This window comes from Synechocystis sp. FACHB-383 (genome assembly GCF_014698605.1).
GTDB classification, from domain to species: Bacteria; Cyanobacteriota; Cyanobacteriia; order Cyanobacteriales; family Microcystaceae; genus Synechocystis; species Synechocystis salina.
The window spans coordinates 26366-43790 of the sequence record NZ_JACJTJ010000035.1 but is presented as its reverse complement, the minus strand read 5'-3'; the positions used below and the strand labels follow the sequence as shown (position 1 = coordinate 43790).

The 17425-nt window shown below is 50.1% G+C and carries 17 protein-coding genes; 13 read left to right on the top strand and 4 right to left on the bottom strand.

What is annotated here, in order from left to right:
- The first annotated feature begins 257 nt into the window (after window positions 1-257).
- Window positions 258-1931 (top strand): glycosyltransferase family 4 protein, encoded by a 1674-nt coding sequence (locus tag H6G45_RS10235; RefSeq protein WP_190598345.1) that lies wholly within the window; start codon window positions 258-260, stop codon window positions 1929-1931.
- Between the two features lie 13 nt (window positions 1932-1944).
- Here the strand turns inward: H6G45_RS10235 and H6G45_RS10230 are convergent, their stop codons facing one another.
- Window positions 1945-3855, bottom strand: a complete 1911-nt coding sequence (locus H6G45_RS10230; protein ID WP_190598344.1) for an ABC-F family ATP-binding cassette domain-containing protein — start codon at window positions 3853-3855, stop codon at window positions 1945-1947.
- 268 nt (window positions 3856-4123) lie between these two features.
- Here H6G45_RS10230 and H6G45_RS10225 point away from each other — a divergent pair, with 268 nt between their 5' ends.
- The 10 genes from H6G45_RS10225 to cysS all read left to right on the top strand — a co-directional run bounded on the left by H6G45_RS10225 (window position 4124) and on the right by cysS (window position 12733).
- Window positions 4124-4984, top strand: a complete 861-nt coding sequence (locus H6G45_RS10225) for a branched-chain amino acid ABC transporter permease (RefSeq protein WP_190598343.1) — start codon at window positions 4124-4126, stop codon at window positions 4982-4984.
- Window positions 4984-5808, top strand: coding sequence for a TlyA family RNA methyltransferase (locus H6G45_RS10220; protein ID WP_190598342.1), 825 nt, complete (start codon window positions 4984-4986; stop codon window positions 5806-5808). Before H6G45_RS10225 ends, H6G45_RS10220 begins: the two co-directional genes overlap by 1 nt.
- 80 nt (window positions 5809-5888) lie before the next feature.
- Window positions 5889-6581 (top strand): 2-C-methyl-D-erythritol 4-phosphate cytidylyltransferase, encoded by a 693-nt coding sequence (gene ispD / locus H6G45_RS10215; protein ID WP_190598341.1) that lies wholly within the window; start codon window positions 5889-5891, stop codon window positions 6579-6581.
- Window positions 6582-6664: 83 nt separating this feature from the next.
- Window positions 6665-7708: a class 1 fructose-bisphosphatase gene (gene fbp, locus H6G45_RS10210; RefSeq protein ID WP_190598340.1), complete on the top strand. Its 1044-nt coding sequence runs from the start codon at window positions 6665-6667 to the stop codon at window positions 7706-7708.
- A 175-nt stretch (window positions 7709-7883) separates the two neighbouring features.
- Window positions 7884-8618: a sucrose-phosphate phosphatase gene (locus H6G45_RS10205; RefSeq protein WP_190598339.1), complete on the top strand. Its 735-nt coding sequence runs from the start codon at window positions 7884-7886 to the stop codon at window positions 8616-8618.
- Window positions 8619-8680: 62 nt separating this feature from the next.
- Complete coding sequence (locus tag H6G45_RS10200; protein ID WP_190598338.1) at window positions 8681-9082, top strand: STAS domain-containing protein; 402 nt, start codon at window positions 8681-8683, stop codon at window positions 9080-9082.
- Between the two features lie 72 nt (window positions 9083-9154).
- Window positions 9155-9586 (top strand): Mini-ribonuclease 3, encoded by a 432-nt coding sequence (locus H6G45_RS10195; RefSeq protein WP_190598337.1) that lies wholly within the window; start codon window positions 9155-9157, stop codon window positions 9584-9586.
- A gap of 12 nt (window positions 9587-9598) precedes the next feature.
- Window positions 9599-10753, top strand: coding sequence for a 23S rRNA (guanosine(2251)-2'-O)-methyltransferase RlmB (gene rlmB, locus H6G45_RS10190; RefSeq protein ID WP_190598336.1), 1155 nt, complete (start codon window positions 9599-9601; stop codon window positions 10751-10753).
- An 80-nt stretch (window positions 10754-10833) separates the two neighbouring features.
- Entirely contained in the window at window positions 10834-11145 is a 312-nt protein-coding gene (locus H6G45_RS10185; RefSeq protein ID WP_190598335.1) for a DUF1816 domain-containing protein, read from the top strand.
- Between the two features lie 136 nt (window positions 11146-11281).
- Complete coding sequence (cysS, locus tag H6G45_RS10180; protein ID WP_190598334.1) at window positions 11282-12733, top strand: cysteine--tRNA ligase; 1452 nt, start codon at window positions 11282-11284, stop codon at window positions 12731-12733.
- Window positions 12734-12748: 15 nt separating this feature from the next.
- On the opposite strand, the gene H6G45_RS10175 is transcribed toward cysS, so the two are convergent.
- Both H6G45_RS10175 and H6G45_RS10170 read right to left on the bottom strand, forming a co-directional pair.
- Window positions 12749-13342, bottom strand: coding sequence for a Maf family nucleotide pyrophosphatase (locus H6G45_RS10175; RefSeq protein WP_190598333.1), 594 nt, complete (start codon window positions 13340-13342; stop codon window positions 12749-12751).
- A 94-nt stretch (window positions 13343-13436) separates the two neighbouring features.
- Window positions 13437-13586, bottom strand: a complete 150-nt coding sequence (locus H6G45_RS10170) for a hypothetical protein (protein WP_190598332.1) — start codon at window positions 13584-13586, stop codon at window positions 13437-13439.
- A 131-nt stretch (window positions 13587-13717) separates the two neighbouring features.
- Between H6G45_RS10170 and H6G45_RS10165 the strand changes: the two genes are divergently transcribed.
- Window positions 13718-15241: a type II CAAX endopeptidase family protein gene (locus H6G45_RS10165; protein WP_190598331.1), complete on the top strand. Its 1524-nt coding sequence runs from the start codon at window positions 13718-13720 to the stop codon at window positions 15239-15241.
- A 112-nt stretch (window positions 15242-15353) separates the two neighbouring features.
- Window positions 15354-15794 (top strand): hypothetical protein, encoded by a 441-nt coding sequence (locus tag H6G45_RS10160; protein ID WP_190598330.1) that lies wholly within the window; start codon window positions 15354-15356, stop codon window positions 15792-15794.
- A gap of 130 nt (window positions 15795-15924) precedes the next feature.
- Here H6G45_RS10160 and H6G45_RS10155 read toward each other — a convergent pair whose 3' ends face one another.
- Window positions 15925-17397 (bottom strand): apocarotenoid-15,15'-oxygenase, encoded by a 1473-nt coding sequence (locus tag H6G45_RS10155; RefSeq protein ID WP_190598329.1) that lies wholly within the window; start codon window positions 17395-17397, stop codon window positions 15925-15927.
- Window positions 17398-17425 lie beyond the last annotated feature (28 nt).

Sequence of the window (17425 nt, the reverse complement as noted above, 5' to 3'; positions counted from 1 at the left end):
GTGTGAAAAAATAAGCTATGTACACTGGCTAAGGGAGTTAGCACTAAGGTGATGAATTTGCTTTGCTATAGGGTTATTCTGCTTATTTTTCGGTGGCACATAAATACCATTCAGCGTTTCTGCAATTAATCATCTCGATCTCCTTTGCCAATGAAAGAATTACCCATTAGCTCTAGCTAGATGCCATTGGGGATTAAATCGAAAAACGATTGGGAACAACTCAGACTAAGATGGTTGCAAATTGAGTTTTTAGATTGATGCCAACAAGCAATATTCCCCTGTCTCCGGCTATCTTCTATGAATCAGAGGGTTATCGTACTAGCGGTTCCAGGCTTATGGGACGGCACTCCGCAGGTGAAGCGTTTTTGCGGGCCGTAATCCGGGGAACTCCCCCGAGCAATCCTATATTTGGCTATTGTCGAGATGCAGGAAGTTTTGGCGCGTTTAAGGCTGATGTTTTAAGACATGATCCGACCAAGGGCGATCGCCTTGTGCAGTGGCTACCTCGTCATCAGCCGGAAAAGTTGGAGCATGCATCAATACTTTACTTGCCGGGGCCAGGTCTGCTCAATGAAGCCCAGCGACGTTTGGGTAGTGGCCAAGAGCAATCCTATAGTTTGTGTGGCATCACCCATACAATTTCATCTGCTGGGGCAATGCAGTCAATCCGCGATTTGTTAATTGCTCCGGTTCATGGCTGGGATGCGATTATTTGTACGTCTAAAGCTGTAAAGACTAGTTTAGAAACCATCATCGCAGAACAAGCTGAGTATCTACGATTTCGTTTGGGGGCACGTTTTTGTGAAATGCCTCAATTTCCAGTCATTCCCCTGGGGGTGCATTGTCAAGATTTTCAGTTTACAACGGCGGAAAAACAGGCTGCCCGTAACCGTCTGGGAATTGCGCCAGAGGATGTGGTGGTATTATTTGTGGGTCGATTAGTCTTCCATGCCAAAGCCCATCCCTTGCCTTTGTATCTGGCCTTAGAACGGGCGGCAGCAAAAAAATCCGTTACCTTGATCGAATGTGGTTGGTTCCCCAATGAGCCGGTGGCTCGTAGTTATGATCAAGCCCGTCAGTTGGCTGCGCCTAATATAGGCTCAGTTGTGCTGGATGGTCGCCAACCGTCACAGCGTCGAGATGCCTGGGCGGCGGCAGATATTTTTACATCGCTATCGGACAATATTCAAGAAAGCTTCGGTTTAACGCCCATTGAGGCGATGGCCGCAGGTCTGCCCTCTGTAGTTAGTGACTGGGATGGTTACAAAGATACGGTGCGGGATGGGATCGATGGCTTTAGAATTCCCACAACCATGCCCTCTGATGGGGGTGATGATTTTGCACTACGTCATTTGTTAGATATTGATTCCTACGATTTTTACATTGGTCATGTCAGTCAGACTGTTGCGGTCGATATTGAGGCGGCGACTCTAGCTTTCCATCAGCTTTTACATCAACCGGAACTACGGCAACGCATGGGGGCAGCAGCGAAGGAACAAGCCCAGACGGTTTTTGATTGGTCTCGTATTTATGGTCGTTACCAGGAATTGTGGCACCATCTGACCGAAAAGCGTCGGCAGGTCAGCGGCGATCGCCAGTTACCCCGAGGGGGAGCAATGATCGACCCTTATAAGTTATTCGCCAACTACCCAACCAATGCGATGGGTAATCTACAGTTTGCCCTCAGGGAAAATGTCACGTTGGCAGAAATAGAAACAATTAGCCAATTAGAAAGTGTTAAATTCGCTAGCTATATGTTGCCACCTATGGCATTGGTTGACCAAATTGTGCAAAATCTCAATAAATCCCAGCCTTTGTCTCTGGAAGAATTACAGTCATTTGTGTCTGTGCCAATGGCTACCCTAGAAAAAGCCATCAGTTGGCTACTGAAGTATGGCTTGATTAAATCTGAATTAATACTAAAGAATTAAGTAAAATAGCCAGTTAAATTCTCTCCGCTAAACTTAACCAGCGCTCCGTTTTTTGATCAATACTTTCACTTAGATCAGCTAAGCGTTCCGTCAAGTTTTGTAACTCACTAAAGTCACCATTGGGACTCTGGTAAAGTTGGGCTTCTAGTTGGGTCTTTTCCGCCTCTAACTGGGGAATTTGTTGTTCTAGTTGTTCGTATTCCCGTTTTTCTTTATAGGAAAGCTTTTTCGAGCCATTATCTTGCTTAACAGTGGTGGAACTAGAGGCAGCGGATTGCACTTTTTTAGACTCAGTTTCTTCTTGGTTGGCCCTCACCTGTTCTGCTTTTTTATATTCTAAATACAAACTATAATTGCCGGGATATTGCCGTAGTTGTCCCTCCTCTTCAAAGGCAAAAATTGTTTCCACTGTGCGGTCGAGGAAATAGCGGTCGTGGGAAACCACAATGACGCAACCGTTAAAGTCCTCTAAATAATCTTCCAGCACTGCCAGGGTTTGCACATCCAGGTCATTGGTGGGTTCGTCCAAAATTAAAACATTGGGGGCCCGCATCAACACCCGGAGCAAAAATAAACGGCGCTTTTCTCCCCCGGATAGCTTGGCAATGGGCGCAAATTGCTGGTTGGGGGGAAACAGAAACCGTTCTAACATTTGACCAGCGGTAATTACTTCGCCGTCGGTGGTTTTGACCAATTCCGCCACACTTTTGAGGTAATCAATCACCCGTTGATTAGGATTCAAACTCAAATCATCGGAATGTTGATCAAAATAACCAAAATGGATGGTACTGCCAATGTCCACTGTGCCCTGATCTGGTTCTAATCGGCCGGTGATCATGTTCATCAAGGTGGATTTACCCACGCCATTTTTGCCCACAATGCCCACCCGATCAACCGGGGTAAAGATATAGGAAAAATCCTTAATTAATTGGCGATCGCCAAAGCCTTTGCTGATATTTTCCAGTTCCACCACTTTTTTGCCAATGCGACGCCCTGCCGTACTAATATCTACCTTGCCCGTGCCGGTTTTAAAGCTGGTTTCCTGCATACTATGGATGCGGTCAATGCGGGCTTTTTGCTTGGTGCTCCGGGCTTTGGGCCCCCGCTTTAACCATTCCAATTCCCGTCGTAACACTCCCCGGTGTTTCCTTTGACTACTTTGTTCCGATTCTTCTGCTTCTGCCTTTTTGGTCAGATAATAACCATAGTTACCGTTGTAGCTATACAGTTCCCCCTGGTCAATTTCTAAAATACGGTTAGTTACCCGATCCAAGAAATAGCGGTCGTGGGTGATAAGTAACAGGGCACCCCGAAAACGTTGTAAATAACTTTGCAGCCATTCCACCGAAAAAGCATCTAAATGGTTGGTGGGTTCGTCCATCAGCAACACATCGGGTTGGGACAGTAACGCTGCGGCGATCGCCACCCGTTTGCGGTAACCGCCGGAAAGATCGGCAATTTTGGCATCGAGGTGGTCTACCCCCAATTGGGTCAGAACAATTTTTGCTTGGGTTTCCAACTCCCAGGCCCCAGAGGTTTCCATTTGAGCTGATAGGGCTGACAGTTGATTGAGCAATTGCTCGTCACTGCCCTGGTGGGCCAACTTATCCGAAAGTAGTTCATATTGCTTAACTAATTGCCACTGTTCCCCACTGTCCACAAATACCTGTTCCAGTACGGTGCGATCGCCGTCCATTTCCGGTTGTTGGGGCAAATAAACCACTTTGGCACTGCTGTTGCACCAATATTCCCCGCCATCAAAGGGTTCCAACCCCGCAATCATTTTTAGCAGAGTGGATTTACCAGAGCCGTTGACCCCAATTAACCCCACCCGATCGCCTGGTTCGATGTTGAAAGTAGCATCCCGCAGAATTTCCTTAATGCCGAAATCTTTACGGAGGGATTGGACAGTGATGAGAGCCATACGGGGAAATTTACCAGAATGAGCGGTGGGAGAATGTCAGAAACCTTTGTCTGGCCATCATTTTATCGAAAAACTGGGTTTACCCCCCGATTGTCCACCATGGTTTGCCCTGGCTAGAATCAAAAACGGCGATCGCCATTGGGACTATCCCATGGGTCATGGTTTTATCGCCCGAAAAGGGTCGTATCGGGATCACAAAAATGGGCAAAAATCTCCTAAAGTAGGTTAGCTTACGGCGACATCGCCCTTGGTCTCACGTTAGGAAGGCATGGATCTATCACAGTTAATTTTTAATGGTATTGCGGTGGGAAGCATCATTGCCCTGGGGGCAGTGGGTTTGACCCTCACCTATGGCATTTTGCGTCTGTCTAACTTTGCCCATGGCGATTTTATGACTTTGGCGGCCTATTTAACTTGGTGGGCCAACACCAGCGGCATTAATTTGTGGCTATCCATGGCCCTGGGTTGCGTCGGTACCATCATGGCCATGTTCATCGGTGAATGGTTACTCTGGAAGCCCATGCGGGCTCGGCGGGCCACGGCAACGACCTTGATCATTATCTCCATTGGTCTAGCCCTATTTCTGCGCAATGGCATCCTCTTAATCTGGGGCGGCAATAATCAAAATTACCGAGTGCCCATTGTCCCCGCCCAGGATTTTATGGGCATTAAATTTGAGTATTACCGTTTGCTGGTCATTGGTCTGGCGATCGCCGCTATGGTGGTGTTGCATCTGATTTTGCAAAAGACCAAAGTGGGTAAGGCCATGCGGGCCGTGGCGGACAATGTGGACCTGGCCAAGGTATCCGGCATCAATGTGGAATGGGTCGTGATGTGGACCTGGGTCATGACCGCAGTGTTAACCGCCCTGGGGGGCTCCATGTATGGCCTAATGACCACCCTGAAACCAAATATGGGGTGGTTTTTAATTTTGCCCATGTTTGCCTCGGTGATTCTAGGGGGCATTGGTAATCCCTACGGGGCGATCGCCGGGGGACTAATCATTGGGGTGGCCCAGGAAGTGAGCGTGCCTTGGTTTGGCACCAGTTACAAAATGGGCGTAGCGCTGCTGTTGATGATCATCATTTTATTCATCCGGCCCCAGGGACTATTCAAAGGCACTCAATGATGGCCAAAGCAGATAAACAACGACTGGATGCCCTGTTGGTGGCCAAAGGTCTATGTGAATCCAGGGCCCTGGCCCAGCGGTTAATCCGGGCGGGGGAAGTGAAAGTTAATCAACAGTTGGTGGATAAACCAGGTACCCCTGTAACCATGGATGCAGTGGTGGAGTTGGCCCAAAGGCCTCCCTATGTTTCTCGGGGGGGAGAAAAGTTAGCTAAGGCCCTAACGGAATTTGCCATTGATGTGGACGGTCGCATTTGTCTCGATGGGGGTATTTCCACCGGTGGCTTTACGGACTGCCTATTACAAAATGGGGCAACCAAAGTTTACGGCGTGGACGTTGGTTATGGTCAAGTCGCTTGGAAATTGCGGCAGGATGAACGGGTGATTTTGCGGGAGCGGGCCAATTTTCGTTACCTCACGCCTCAGGATCTTTATGGGAATAAACCCTGGCCTAACTTGGGGGTGATGGATTTATCTTTTATTTCCCTCACTAAAGTGATGGCTCCCCTCTGGTCCCTCCTTGCTCCCCCCAGGGAAGTGGTGTTATTGGTCAAACCCCAATTTGAGGTGGGTAGGGAAAAAATTGGCAAAAAGGGGGTGGTGCGGGATGCCCAAGCCCAGGCAGAGGCCATTGATCAGGTTTGGCGATCGGGCCAGAGCCTCGGTTGGCAGTTTAATGGTTTAACCTTTTCCCCCATTACTGGCCCCGCAGGCAATGTGGAATATTTACTCTGGCTTAGTCAAACCGCTGTTAACACTTCTGCTCCAACATTGGCCCAGTTGGGGGAAATGACCCAGAAAACATTAGACTCGTTTAAAACTTGAAAATGGGTTTGAATTGTCCCCAGTCTCAAACATGGTAAGGTTTGAGGCCGAGAATTTCAGCAGAATTAACAGTTGGGTAGATGCATTTATTGATTCCAGCGGCGGGTTCCGGCAAGCGCATGGGGAGCAGTCAAAATAAGTTGCTTTTAAACGTTCTGGGGCAACCCCTACTAAGTTGGACGGTGAAAGCGGCGTTGGCATCCCAGTCCATTGAATGGATTGGCATCCTTGGGCAGCCCTACGATTTTCCGGCTTTTGAAGCTTTGTTGGCTCCCCTCCATAGCCCTAAACCAGTGCAGTTAATCACGGGGGGAGAAACCCGACAGCAATCGGTGTTTAACGGTATGCAGGCTCTACCCCAACAGGCAAAATTCGTCCTCATCCACGACGGAGCCCGTTGTTTAGCGACGCCGGATTTATTTGACCGTTGTACCGAAGCGCTCCAGCATTGCCAAGGATTGATTGCCGCCATGCCAGTGAAGGACACCATCAAAATAGTTAACGCAGATGGTTGGATCACTGACACCCCCGATCGCCAAAATTTGTGGGGAGCCCAAACGCCCCAGGGATTTGACGTGGCCCTGCTCAAAGCCTGCCATGAAAAAGGGAAACAGGAAGGTTGGGAAGTAACGGACGATGCGGCCCTGCTAGAAAAATGTGGCCAGTCAGTGAAAATAGTGCCGGGGGAAGATACCAACTTGAAAATTACCACCCCCGTAGACCTGGCGATCGCCGAATTTATTTTGGGGCAGAGGTTGGCAAAATCTGCCTAGAAATAGCGAAATTTCGGGGTTCGGAAAGATCAAGTTAGGATGGGAAGGACTTTGAGCCTAGCAATCCAAGGAGACTTTCATCCATGACTGTGAGCGAGATTAATATTCCTGACTCTTTACTGGACCGGGATTGCACCACCCTTTCACGCCACGTACTCCAACAACTGAATAGCTTTGGCGCCGATGCCCAGGATTTGAGCGCCATCATGAACCGCATTGCCCTAGCGGGAAAATTAATTGCCCGTCGTCTCAGCCGGGCCGGTTTAATGGCCGATGTATTGGGCTTCACCGGGGAAACCAACGTCCAGGGGGAATCGGTGAAAAAAATGGACGTCTTTGCCAATGATGTTTTCATTTCCGTCTTTAAGCAAAGCGGTTTGGTCTGCCGTTTAGCTTCAGAGGAGATGGAAAATCCCTACTATATCCCCGAAAATTGCCCCATCGGCCGCTATACCCTGCTCTACGACCCCATTGACGGCTCCTCCAACGTGGACATTAACCTCAACGTCGGATCTATTTTTGCCATCCGCCAGCAGCAAGGGGAAGACCTAGACGGCAGTGCGTCAGATTTGTTAACCAACGGTGACCAACAGATTGCTGCCGGTTATATCCTCTACGGCCCCTCTACCATCTTGGTTTATTCCCTCGGCTCCGGGGTGCATAGCTTCATTTTGGACCCCAGTTTGGGGGAATTTATTCTGGCCCAGGAAAATATTCGCATTCCCGACCACGGCCCTATCTACAGCACCAATGAAGGTAATTTTTGGCAATGGGATGAAGCCCTAAGGGATTACACCCGTTACGTCCATCGTCACGAAGGTTACACCGCCCGCTACAGTGGCGCTTTGGTGGGGGACATTCACCGGATTTTGATGCAGGGGGGAGTGTTCCTTTATCCTGGTACGGAAAAAAATCCCGATGGTAAATTGCGTTTGCTCTACGAAACAGCGCCGTTGGGCTTTTTGGTGGAACAGGCTGGGGGGAGGGCCAGCGATGGGCAGAAGCGTTTACTAGATTTAATTCCCGCCAAATTACACCAGCGTACCCCCGCCATCATTGGCAGTGCAGAAGATGTGAAGTTGGTGGAATCCTTCATCAGTGACCACAAACAACGGCAAAGTAGTTAGTTTTCCCCTTTTTGAATGTTTTGAAAGACCCCCCTGTTCCCCCAAGTTTGGCAGAAAACTAGAGAAGATTCCTCCGGCATTGCGGTGGGTTGAGGGGGCAAACCAGAATTTGTCTTAAACGACTCACACATCAACATTGGGGACTCTTTATTGAACTGAATAATGCCATTGTCCTATGCGAAAATTACTGTTAATTTCTGACCTGGATAACACCTGGGTGGGAGACCAAGAAGCCCTAGAAGAATTGCAACAATACCTAGGCGATCGCCGGGGGGATTTTTATTTGGCCTATGCCACGGGCCGTTCCTATAATTCGGCTCGACAGTTACAAAAACAGGTGGGGCTGATGGAACCGGACTATTGGCTTACGGCGGTGGGGAGTGAAATTTACCATCCCCAGGGCCTGGATCAAAGCTGGGCTGATCATCTCTCTGAACATTGGCAACGGGATACTCTCCAGGCGATCGCCGATGGTTTTGAAGCTCTGCAACCCCAATCTCCTCTGGAACAAAATCCCTGGAAAATTAGTTATCATCTCGCTCCCCAGGCTTCTCCCACAGTTATTGATCAACTAACCGAAATCTTGGAGGAGACTGGCATTCCAGTGCAGGTAATTTTCAGCAGTGGCAAGGATGTGGATTTATTGCCCCAACGCAGTAACAAAGGTAATGCCACCCAATATTTGCAAAAACATTTGGCCATGGAGCCAGCCCAAACTTTAGTCTGTGGTGACTCCGGCAATGACATTGGCTTATTTGAAACTTCTGCTCGGGGCGTCATTGTCCGCAATGCCCAACCGGAATTACTGCACTGGTATGACCAATGGGGAAATTCTCGCCATTATTGGGCCCAATTGAGCCATGCTGGCGCTATTCTAGAGGCGATCGCCCATTTTGATTTTTTTGGCTAATATTTTAGTTAACATCGCCGAATGGGCAAGCAAAGTAAGCTACAATTTGACATTGTTCAATTTTGAGTACAGGGTGCAAAACCGAGGAGGGCGTTATTGCTGAGCCACTAAACCTGACAGTCAGTTTACGCGGAACATTGGAAGTCAAGGAAAAACTGCAAATATTCCGTTTGACGGGTCTGTTGGACGCATTTTCCGAGCCTACCTTCCGTAAGGTAGTCAGTGATCACATCGAAGCGGGGCCCGCCCATGTGGTGCTGGACTTGTCCACCATTGATTTTATTGACAGCTCTGGTCTAGGAGCATTGGTGCAGGTAACCAAACTTTCCCAAAACAAAGAAGGAAGTGTGCAGATTGTCACCAACCCTAGGGTTACCCAAACGGTAAAACTGGTGCGTTTGGAAAAATTCCTCCATCTTCATAATTCCCTGGCCGAGGCGATCGCCGCTACCACTGAGGGGTAATGATGGCTGGTTGTTCACGGGTAGCCCAACCATGGTGGTGCTGTCCGGTCTTGACTGCAATGGGGACGTGCCATGACCCAGTTTAGTGACCATCCCCTTTGGCAATCCCCCCTGTGCCCCGTCGATGCCCCTCCGGTACAGTCCCTATCCCCCGTGGCCCTGGCCTACCTGGGAGACGCTGTTTTTGAACTTTATGTCCGTTGCTCTTATCTGTTTCCCCCCCGTCGTATAGGGGATTTTCACCGTCGGGTGGTGGCCCAGGTGCGGGCTGAACAACAGGCCCAGATATTAGCCACCCTTTTACCCCAATTAACCGACCCGGAAAAGGAATGGGTGCGTCGGGGTCGTAATGCCGCCACATCCACTTCCCGGCGGGCCAACCCCGAACTGTACCAGGCCGCCAGCGGTTTAGAAACTCTTTTAGGTTATTTATACCTCAGGGATGCCCGTCGATTAGATGAACTATTAGCCTTAATTGAACTGCCCGACGCTGCCCCCCGTTAGCCCCCGAAAGTCATGACTGAAATGCCCAAGAAGAAATTTTCTCCCCGTTCTGCCCGTGGAGATAAACCCCGCTATGGAGAGCAGAAACCCAAACCGAAGCGCAGTGGAGATAAACCCCGCTTTAACGATGACCAGCCCCAAGGTTTTAAAGAAAAATCTGATCGCTTCCAGGATAAGCCCCGCCCCCGTTCCAATGAGGATAAACCGCGACGTTCTGGGGATAAACCCTCCAGTTTTAAGAGCCGATTTAAAGATAAGGACAGGGATAAGCCTCGCTACGGTGACGACAGGCCCCGGCGATCGGGCCAGAAGCCCCAGTTTGCTAAAGCTGCCCCTTCTGCTCCCCCCCTGGCGGACTCCGATCAGGCCCAGGAAGCCCTGGATTTGCTCTATGGTCACCACGCTGTCCTAGCCGCCCTAGACGGCGATCGCCAGTTGAATCGCATTTGGATTACTTCCCATCTCCGCCACGACATTCGCTATCGCACTAAAATTCAAACCGCCAAGGCCAACGGCACAGTGGTGGATGAAGTGGATAATTTTCGCCTCAACCAGATCACCCACAACGCCAATCACCAAGGCATTGCGGCCCAGGTGGCCCCCTACCACTACTGGGAACTGGGGGATTTGATTGACCAAGCCAAACGCCAAAGCACTGCCCCGGTTTTAGTAATTATCGACAGCATTACCGATCCCCATAACCTGGGGGCCATCATCCGCACCGCCGAAGCGTTTGGGGCCCAGGGCATGGTCTTACCCCAACGGCGGGTGGCGGGGATCACCTCCACAGTGATGAAAGTGGCCGCTGGCGCCTTGGAACATTTCCCCGTGGCCCGGGTAGTAAATCTGAGTCGGGCCTTGGAAACTTTGAAGGAGTCGGGCTTTTGGATCTACGGCACCGTGGCTGGTAAGCAACCCCCTCTACACCAATCGGATTTACGGGAACCCATGGGCCTAGTGATTGGCTCGGAAGGGGAAGGGCTGAGTTTGTTGACCCAAAAACACTGTGATCATCTCATTACCATTCCCTTGGCCGGTAAAACCCCCAGCCTCAATGCTTCAGTAGCGGCGGCCATCAGCCTTTATGAAATTTTTCGCCAAAGGGGTTTTGATCGGCCTACCCTATCCCCCCCTTCCCCCGACTTCCCAGAAGTTTCAGAGGATTAGCAAGAAAAAGTGGCAGAGTAGCAGATTTAATTGCCATTCTGCCGGCAATGTAACAAAATATTGCGGGCTTGAAAGCTAGAATGACAGCAAGCAACACCCATTACCTTGTCTCTATCCTTACCCGAAGTCCTATGAAAGAACTGTGGATCCGAGTTTTATCCCTGTTGGGCATGGCCCACTGGGTTGAAATTAGCACCGGCGCTCCTCGCTGTACCTATTATTTTGGTCCCTTTGCCCGCCGTAGCAGTGCGGAAAAGGCCCAGGTAGGCTACCTGGAGGATTTGCGAGGGGAGGGAGCCCAAGACATCCAGGTAACCATTAAGCAATGTAAGCCCGCCCGCTTGACCATTTTTGATGATGGAGAGGAATTAATGCCCATCCTTTCCCCCTAGTACCGAGGACGTTACCTTCCACCTCGGCTCAGTTTTCCCAGCCTGGCCCAATTCCTGGCGATCGCCGTTGGGCCTCGATGCGGCTTTGATAGAGAATAATGGGAAGACTGTATATTGATTTTTGCCTTCCCTGCCCATGACCCTGCGCCTGTACGATTCCCTCACCCGAGCCAAACAAGCCCTGCAACCGCTCCACTCTGGCCTGGTGACTATGTACTGTTGCGGCATCACTGTTTATGATTACTGCCACCTCGGCCATGCCCGCACCTGTATCACCTGGGATTTAGTGCGTCGTTATCTGCAATGGTCTGGTTATGAAGTGCGCTATGTGCAAAATTTCACCGACATTGATGACAAAATCCTCAAACGGGCAGTGGACGAAGGCTCCACCATGGAGGCGGTGTCAGAAAAATTTATCGCCGCCTATTTTGAAGACATGGAAGCGTTGGGGGTGCAACCAGCGGACCTCTACCCCAGGGCTACCCACACCTTAGATGGCATTAAAAGATTAATTGCTGAGTTGGAAGCTAAGGGCTACGCCTATCCCAGTGGCGGCGATGTCTATTACTCGGTGCATAATTTTGAGGGCTACGGCAAGCTCTCTGGCCGTAAGCTGGAAGATTTACAGGCAGGGGCCAGCGGTCGGGTGACGGTGGCCGATCCAGATGGGGCACAAAAACAGGACCCGTTTGATTTTGCTTTATGGAAAAGTGCTAAACCGGGGGAACCAGCTTGGGAATCTCCTTGGGGTAAGGGGCGGCCCGGCTGGCACATTGAATGTTCCGCCATGGTGCGGGAATTTTTAGGGGAAACCATTGATCTGCATGTGGGGGGCAATGATTTAATTTTTCCCCATCATGAAAACGAAATTGCCCAATCCGAGGCGGTGACAGGGCAACCCCTAGCCCAGTATTGGCTCCATAACGGCATGGTGAAAGTGGACGGGGAAAAGATGTCCAAGTCCCTGGGGAATTTCACCACCATTCGGGCTTTGCTAGAAACCGTTGACCCTATGGCAATTAGACTTTTAGTGCTTCAGGGCCATTACCGTAAGCCTTTGGATTTTACTGACACGGCGATCGCCGCCGCCACCAATGGCTGGCACACCCTCAGGGAAGGTTTGCAATTCGGCTATGACTACGGTGGTGATTTTAGCTGGGATTTGGAATTTGTCTCCCTAGGCCCCGACGCTAATCAATGGACAGGGGCATTTCAAGCGGCGGTGGACGATGACTTTAACTTTGCAGGCGGTTTGGCCGTACTGTTTGAATTGGCCAAACATCTACGATCCGAAGGGAACAAATTAAAATTCGAGGGCTCAACCCCAGCCGACCCGGATTTGTTGCAAACCCAGTGGATTACTTTAGTCAGTTTGGCGGAAATTTTGGGTTTAGGCATTAATCCAGAGTCCCAATCCACTGACGATAATGGTCTAACCGATGCGGCCATTGAACAATTGGTGGCCCAACGCACCCAGGCTAGGAAAGATAAAAATTGGGCCGAGGGCGATCGCCTCAGGGATCTATTGCAGGAGGCGGGGATCACATTGGTGGATAAACCCGGTGGGGTAACGGAATGGTTCCGCTAGTTCACTTGCTTTAGTTTAACTTTGCCAAAAGTCGGCCAAAGAGTAGCCCAACCGTTGCAACAATGACCGCAAAATAGGCAAACTTAGGCCAATCACGTTGCTGGAGCAACCATCCAGTTTATTAATCAACATTCCCCCTTTGCCTTCCAGGGCAAACGCCCCGGCGCATTGGAGGGGCTCCCCACTGTCCACGTAGGCTTGGATGGTGTCGTCGTCCACATCTGCAAAATGAACTTTGGTTAACCCAGTTTGGCAGAGGCAACGGTTTTGGGTGCGGTCAATCAGAGCATGGCCCGTATACAATTCCCCCACCTGGCCCCGCATGGTTTGCCAACGGGCGATCGCCACGGCCGGGGACTCCGGTTTGCCGTAGGTTTGACCATTAACCAATAGGAGAGAATCACAGCCGAGGATGAGGGCATCGGCAAATTTGCTGGCCACTGTCTCCGCCTTAGCTTTGGCCAGAGCTTCCACCAAGGCCACTGTGTTGTCAGCGGTTAAGGAAGATTCATCGAAATGACTCACGGCCACCAGAGGGGCAATGCCGGCCATTTCTAGTAAACGCTTGCGGGCGGGGGAGGCAGAAGCAAGGACAAAAGTTGGGCGCATAATTGTTGAATTTTTAAAGCTTTTTTCAAGACTATGGTGGTTGGCCGTGGGGTAGATCCGCCCTAGACCAGGCAATTTTAGGGGCAAGTAATGACTAGGAGATGGCAAAGAACTGGTGCCAAATTTTAATTTCCCCCCAAAATTTCTCCATACTGGGAGTCTTTGAGTTAGTTTTCCACCAAAGTAGGCGATCGCCAGGGGGAGTCAAACCCACTGCCAATATTTCAGCGGCATTATCAACCATTACTGTACTACAAAAATTATTCCCTCTGAGCGGGATCACCGCCCTGGCCCAAAGATGACGATGGGTTATGCTACTTTGATTAACACAGCCGTCCCGAAGCCAAGGACGGGGTTTTAGACCCAGTTTTTTTGATGAAGCGAATTATCCTCGCCCTGTTGACGGTTATTTCCCTCGTGCCCTTTTTGCTTTCCCTAGTGGGAAGTTTAGAGGAGCCCCAAGTACAGTCTCAACTACAGCTTTCCCAAACCAATCTGTTATTGCAAGCTTCAGCTTGGCAGGGGAAGGGTGAATCGGGCACATGGGGGGAAACCCTGCAAAAAGCCCTCTTGGAAAGCCAGCCCCAACAGGGGGGGTTAAAACAGTACGAAATAGCAGTCCAGGAATTGATTGACCATCTGGACCGTCTCAAAACGCAACAAGCAGTCTTGGAAGCCAGTTCCAATAGCGATCCAGCGCCGATCCAAGCGGTCATTGCCAAAAATCAAAAGACCCTCAACCAACTCCAAATTAATTTGGGGCTGCTGCAATACGCCGAAAATCAGCCGGAACAAGCCCTGAGCACCTGGGAATCCGTGGTGAGCAACGGTGGGCAAAATCAGCAAAAAATCGCCACAGTGTTAATTGCCCTAGAACAATCCCAGCCCATTCCCCCCCATGCGGAAGCGCTGATTAATGATCAATTAAAGGGATGGTTTCGTTGGCAAGGGTTGACCCAGCTTTATCGTCGCCAGGGCAATATCGAAAAACCAGATCAAATCTGTGATACCCCTGCCTGTGGAGCGTTACAAACGGAAGTGGAAAAGGCCAGTCAGCGGGCCTTGGTGAAACTAGCCCTACTCAATAGTTTGCCTTTGCTGGGAGGCGGCATCGGTGTCTTACTGATCGTGGGGCTGCTATTACAGTGGGCCCTGGGTCGGGAGAAGGCGATTCTAGCTACTAACGCCAAAACCAAATGGGACACTCCCTGGAATTGGGAAACCACTTGGCAAGTGTTGGTGGTGGGCTTCTTTTTCCCCAGTCAGATCGTTTTGCCTCTGGTGGTAGGTGTGTTACCTCTGCCCATGGCGGATTTGTCGTTGATGGGTAAGGCTTTTTATGTATTGGCCACCTATGGGGCGATCGCCACGGTGGGCTTGGGGGTGTTGTTCCTCTCCCTCAAAGATTTCCGTCCCCTACCCGAGGGGTGGTTTACCCTGCGTCCTAATCTAAAAGCGGTGTTGTGGGGCTTGGGGGGGTACCTGGTGGCATTGCCTTTGGTGGTATTGGTATCCCTGGTCAATCAGGAAATTTGGCAGGGTCAGGGGGGTAGTAATCCCCTGCTTTCCCTCGCCTTAGATTCCCAAAATTGGTTGGTGCTCGGGATTTTCTTTTTTACCGCGGCCATTTTAGCGCCAGTGTTTGAAGAAATCATCTTCCGAGGCTTTCTTCTGCCGGCCCTAACCCGTTACTTTCCGGTTAGTGTGGCGATTATTCTCAGCAGTTTACTGTTTGCCATTGCCCATTTGAACGTGTCGGAAATTTTGCCCCTATTTGTCTTGGGCTCGGTTCTCGGGCTAGTTTACAGCCGTTCCCGCAATCTTTTATCCTCCATGATTCTCCATAGTTTATGGAATAGTGGAACTTTGTTAAGCCTATTCATTTTGGGTGGCGGTTGAATACTCATAGTGGCCTGATTTTGAAAGTAAGATTCTAGAATGGTGCTGGTAGACTGCATTTTCCTCTAGCCCGTTAACCTGTGGTGAGTCGCCAGTGAACTGGTGAGTTTTTATGGACTGGCTTTTTTATTTATTCTTAACAGCCATTTTTTACGTTTACCGTTTAGTCAGCCTGAAATCGAGAACAGAACAGGAACGCATCGGTTCAACACCGGTATTTTTCTCTACCCTCGGTTTTTTCGCCATTTTTGAATTTGTTTTTGCCGACTCCCTGTTTAGACTGCCCCTGTTCCATATCTTGGGGCTAATTTTTTCCTTTGTTTACGCTTTCACCATCTATATTTACCTGCGGAATTTAAAAAAGGAAGTGGAGGTAATTTTCGAAAAATTAGTCAAACAAAGCCAGGGCAAAGTGAGCGTACTGACTTTTATGCAACGTACTAATATGACAAAGGACGAAGCCATGGATTATCTGGACGGCAAACTCCGCCAACTTCCTGGCATCACCTACGAAACCTTGGGCAATATTTACTACGAATTTGATCGTTGGTAGGGGCATGGTGGCCATGCTCTAGCCGCCTCCACGATTAGGATAGGACCGGGGAAAAAAGCCTGACCAGCTTTGCCTATAAAGCTTTTTGTTCTAAACCCTGCCCCATTTTTAGTTAAATCAAACCCTAGAATTAGACCTTAGCCCAGGAACCATGGAGGGGATAGGGAATGTGGTGCTTTAACTTCAACGTGGCGATCGCCGGTTGACTAATATCCTGAGCATTAAGAATTACTAGCTGGGAACGGTGTAGCTGAGCGTTATAAACCAGACAAAGCAGCCAACCATCATCTTCAGTCACGCCACCGGGTCTGGGTACGAAAATCGGTTCCCCCGCAAAACCATGGGGGGCAAAGGAAAGGAGAGTTTCAGTGCCCGACTCTAGGTCAACTTTGAGAATGGCCTGGAGGGGAGCATTGCCGGTGCTGTGGTGGGCGGCCCCCATGTAAACATAGCGATATGCCCGGCCAACCTGCTGGGGATGGACGACGGGAAACTCGCAACAACGGCTAATCATTAAGTGTTTTTCCACCGTCGCCGTCGCGGGATCAATGGTGAAACGCCATAGCTGTCCTGGGTCTAAATTGTCAAAATCCGTACTACGAAAATCCACATCGGGGCCCACCTGGGGCAGAGAGTTGTAACAAATGGAATCGAGGATTATTTTGCCACCTTGCTCAAAGGCATTGGCGTGGTGAAAAACAAAACCAGCCTGCACTGGAATTCTTTGAATTTCGCCGTTGCCCCTGGGCACCAGAATAATTTGGGCCGTTTTTTCAGGATGAAATTCCACACATTCCCCCGCTCCCCGCCAACCCAAAACGTAGGGCAAAGCGTTGAAGGTCACATTATTTTGTAAAAAAATGGCGTAATGGGGCGTGATGGCAAAGTCATGGATAAAAGCAAAACCGGGAAATGTGTCGGTTTTTTGTCGTAACAGTTGGCCCTGGGGGTCTAGTTCCAACAGAGTTAGGGTACTGCTTAAGCCCGATTTGATTGAAAAAGTGACGTAACAGGATTGGCCTGCGTCAAAAATACAGGCTGGATCAATGCGGGGATGGGCCGACAGGGGTTGCCCTTCGGCAAGAATGCCCCCCAAATCATCCAAGCCGATGGTTGCTAAGCTTGAGGGTTCTAACCGATGGGGTTGTCCCCCTTCCCACAGGGCCAAGAGGCGATCGCCCCAGAAGGTAATGTTGGTGTTGGCAATGTTTTTGAGCCGTAAATCAAAGATATTTTTGAGCCAGCCCCCGGCTGGTTGGGAGCCAAAAACGCCCCGGTAGATCATTTTTCCCGCCGCTTGCTCTTCCACATAGCCCTGGGTGCGCACAAATCGGTTTTGGAAATGTACCCGCCCATCCCCAGGAAACTTAAAAGCCGTTACCATGCCGTCCCCGTCAAAGGGATGCTTCAAAGGGCGATCGCCAATTTCCAACAATCCGGGGCCATTGCGATAGAGGGTGCCCTGGAGATCTGGGGGCACGGTGCCTTCCACATCATCAATCCAGTAATCCCACTCCTGGGGCTGGGATTGGTAGCCCTTCAACCAATCCTGGGGACTGTAGGACCGCTGGCGGGGGGAACTGGTGGTGGGGGAAGTAACCATGGGCAATGGGAAAAATATTTGTTACATT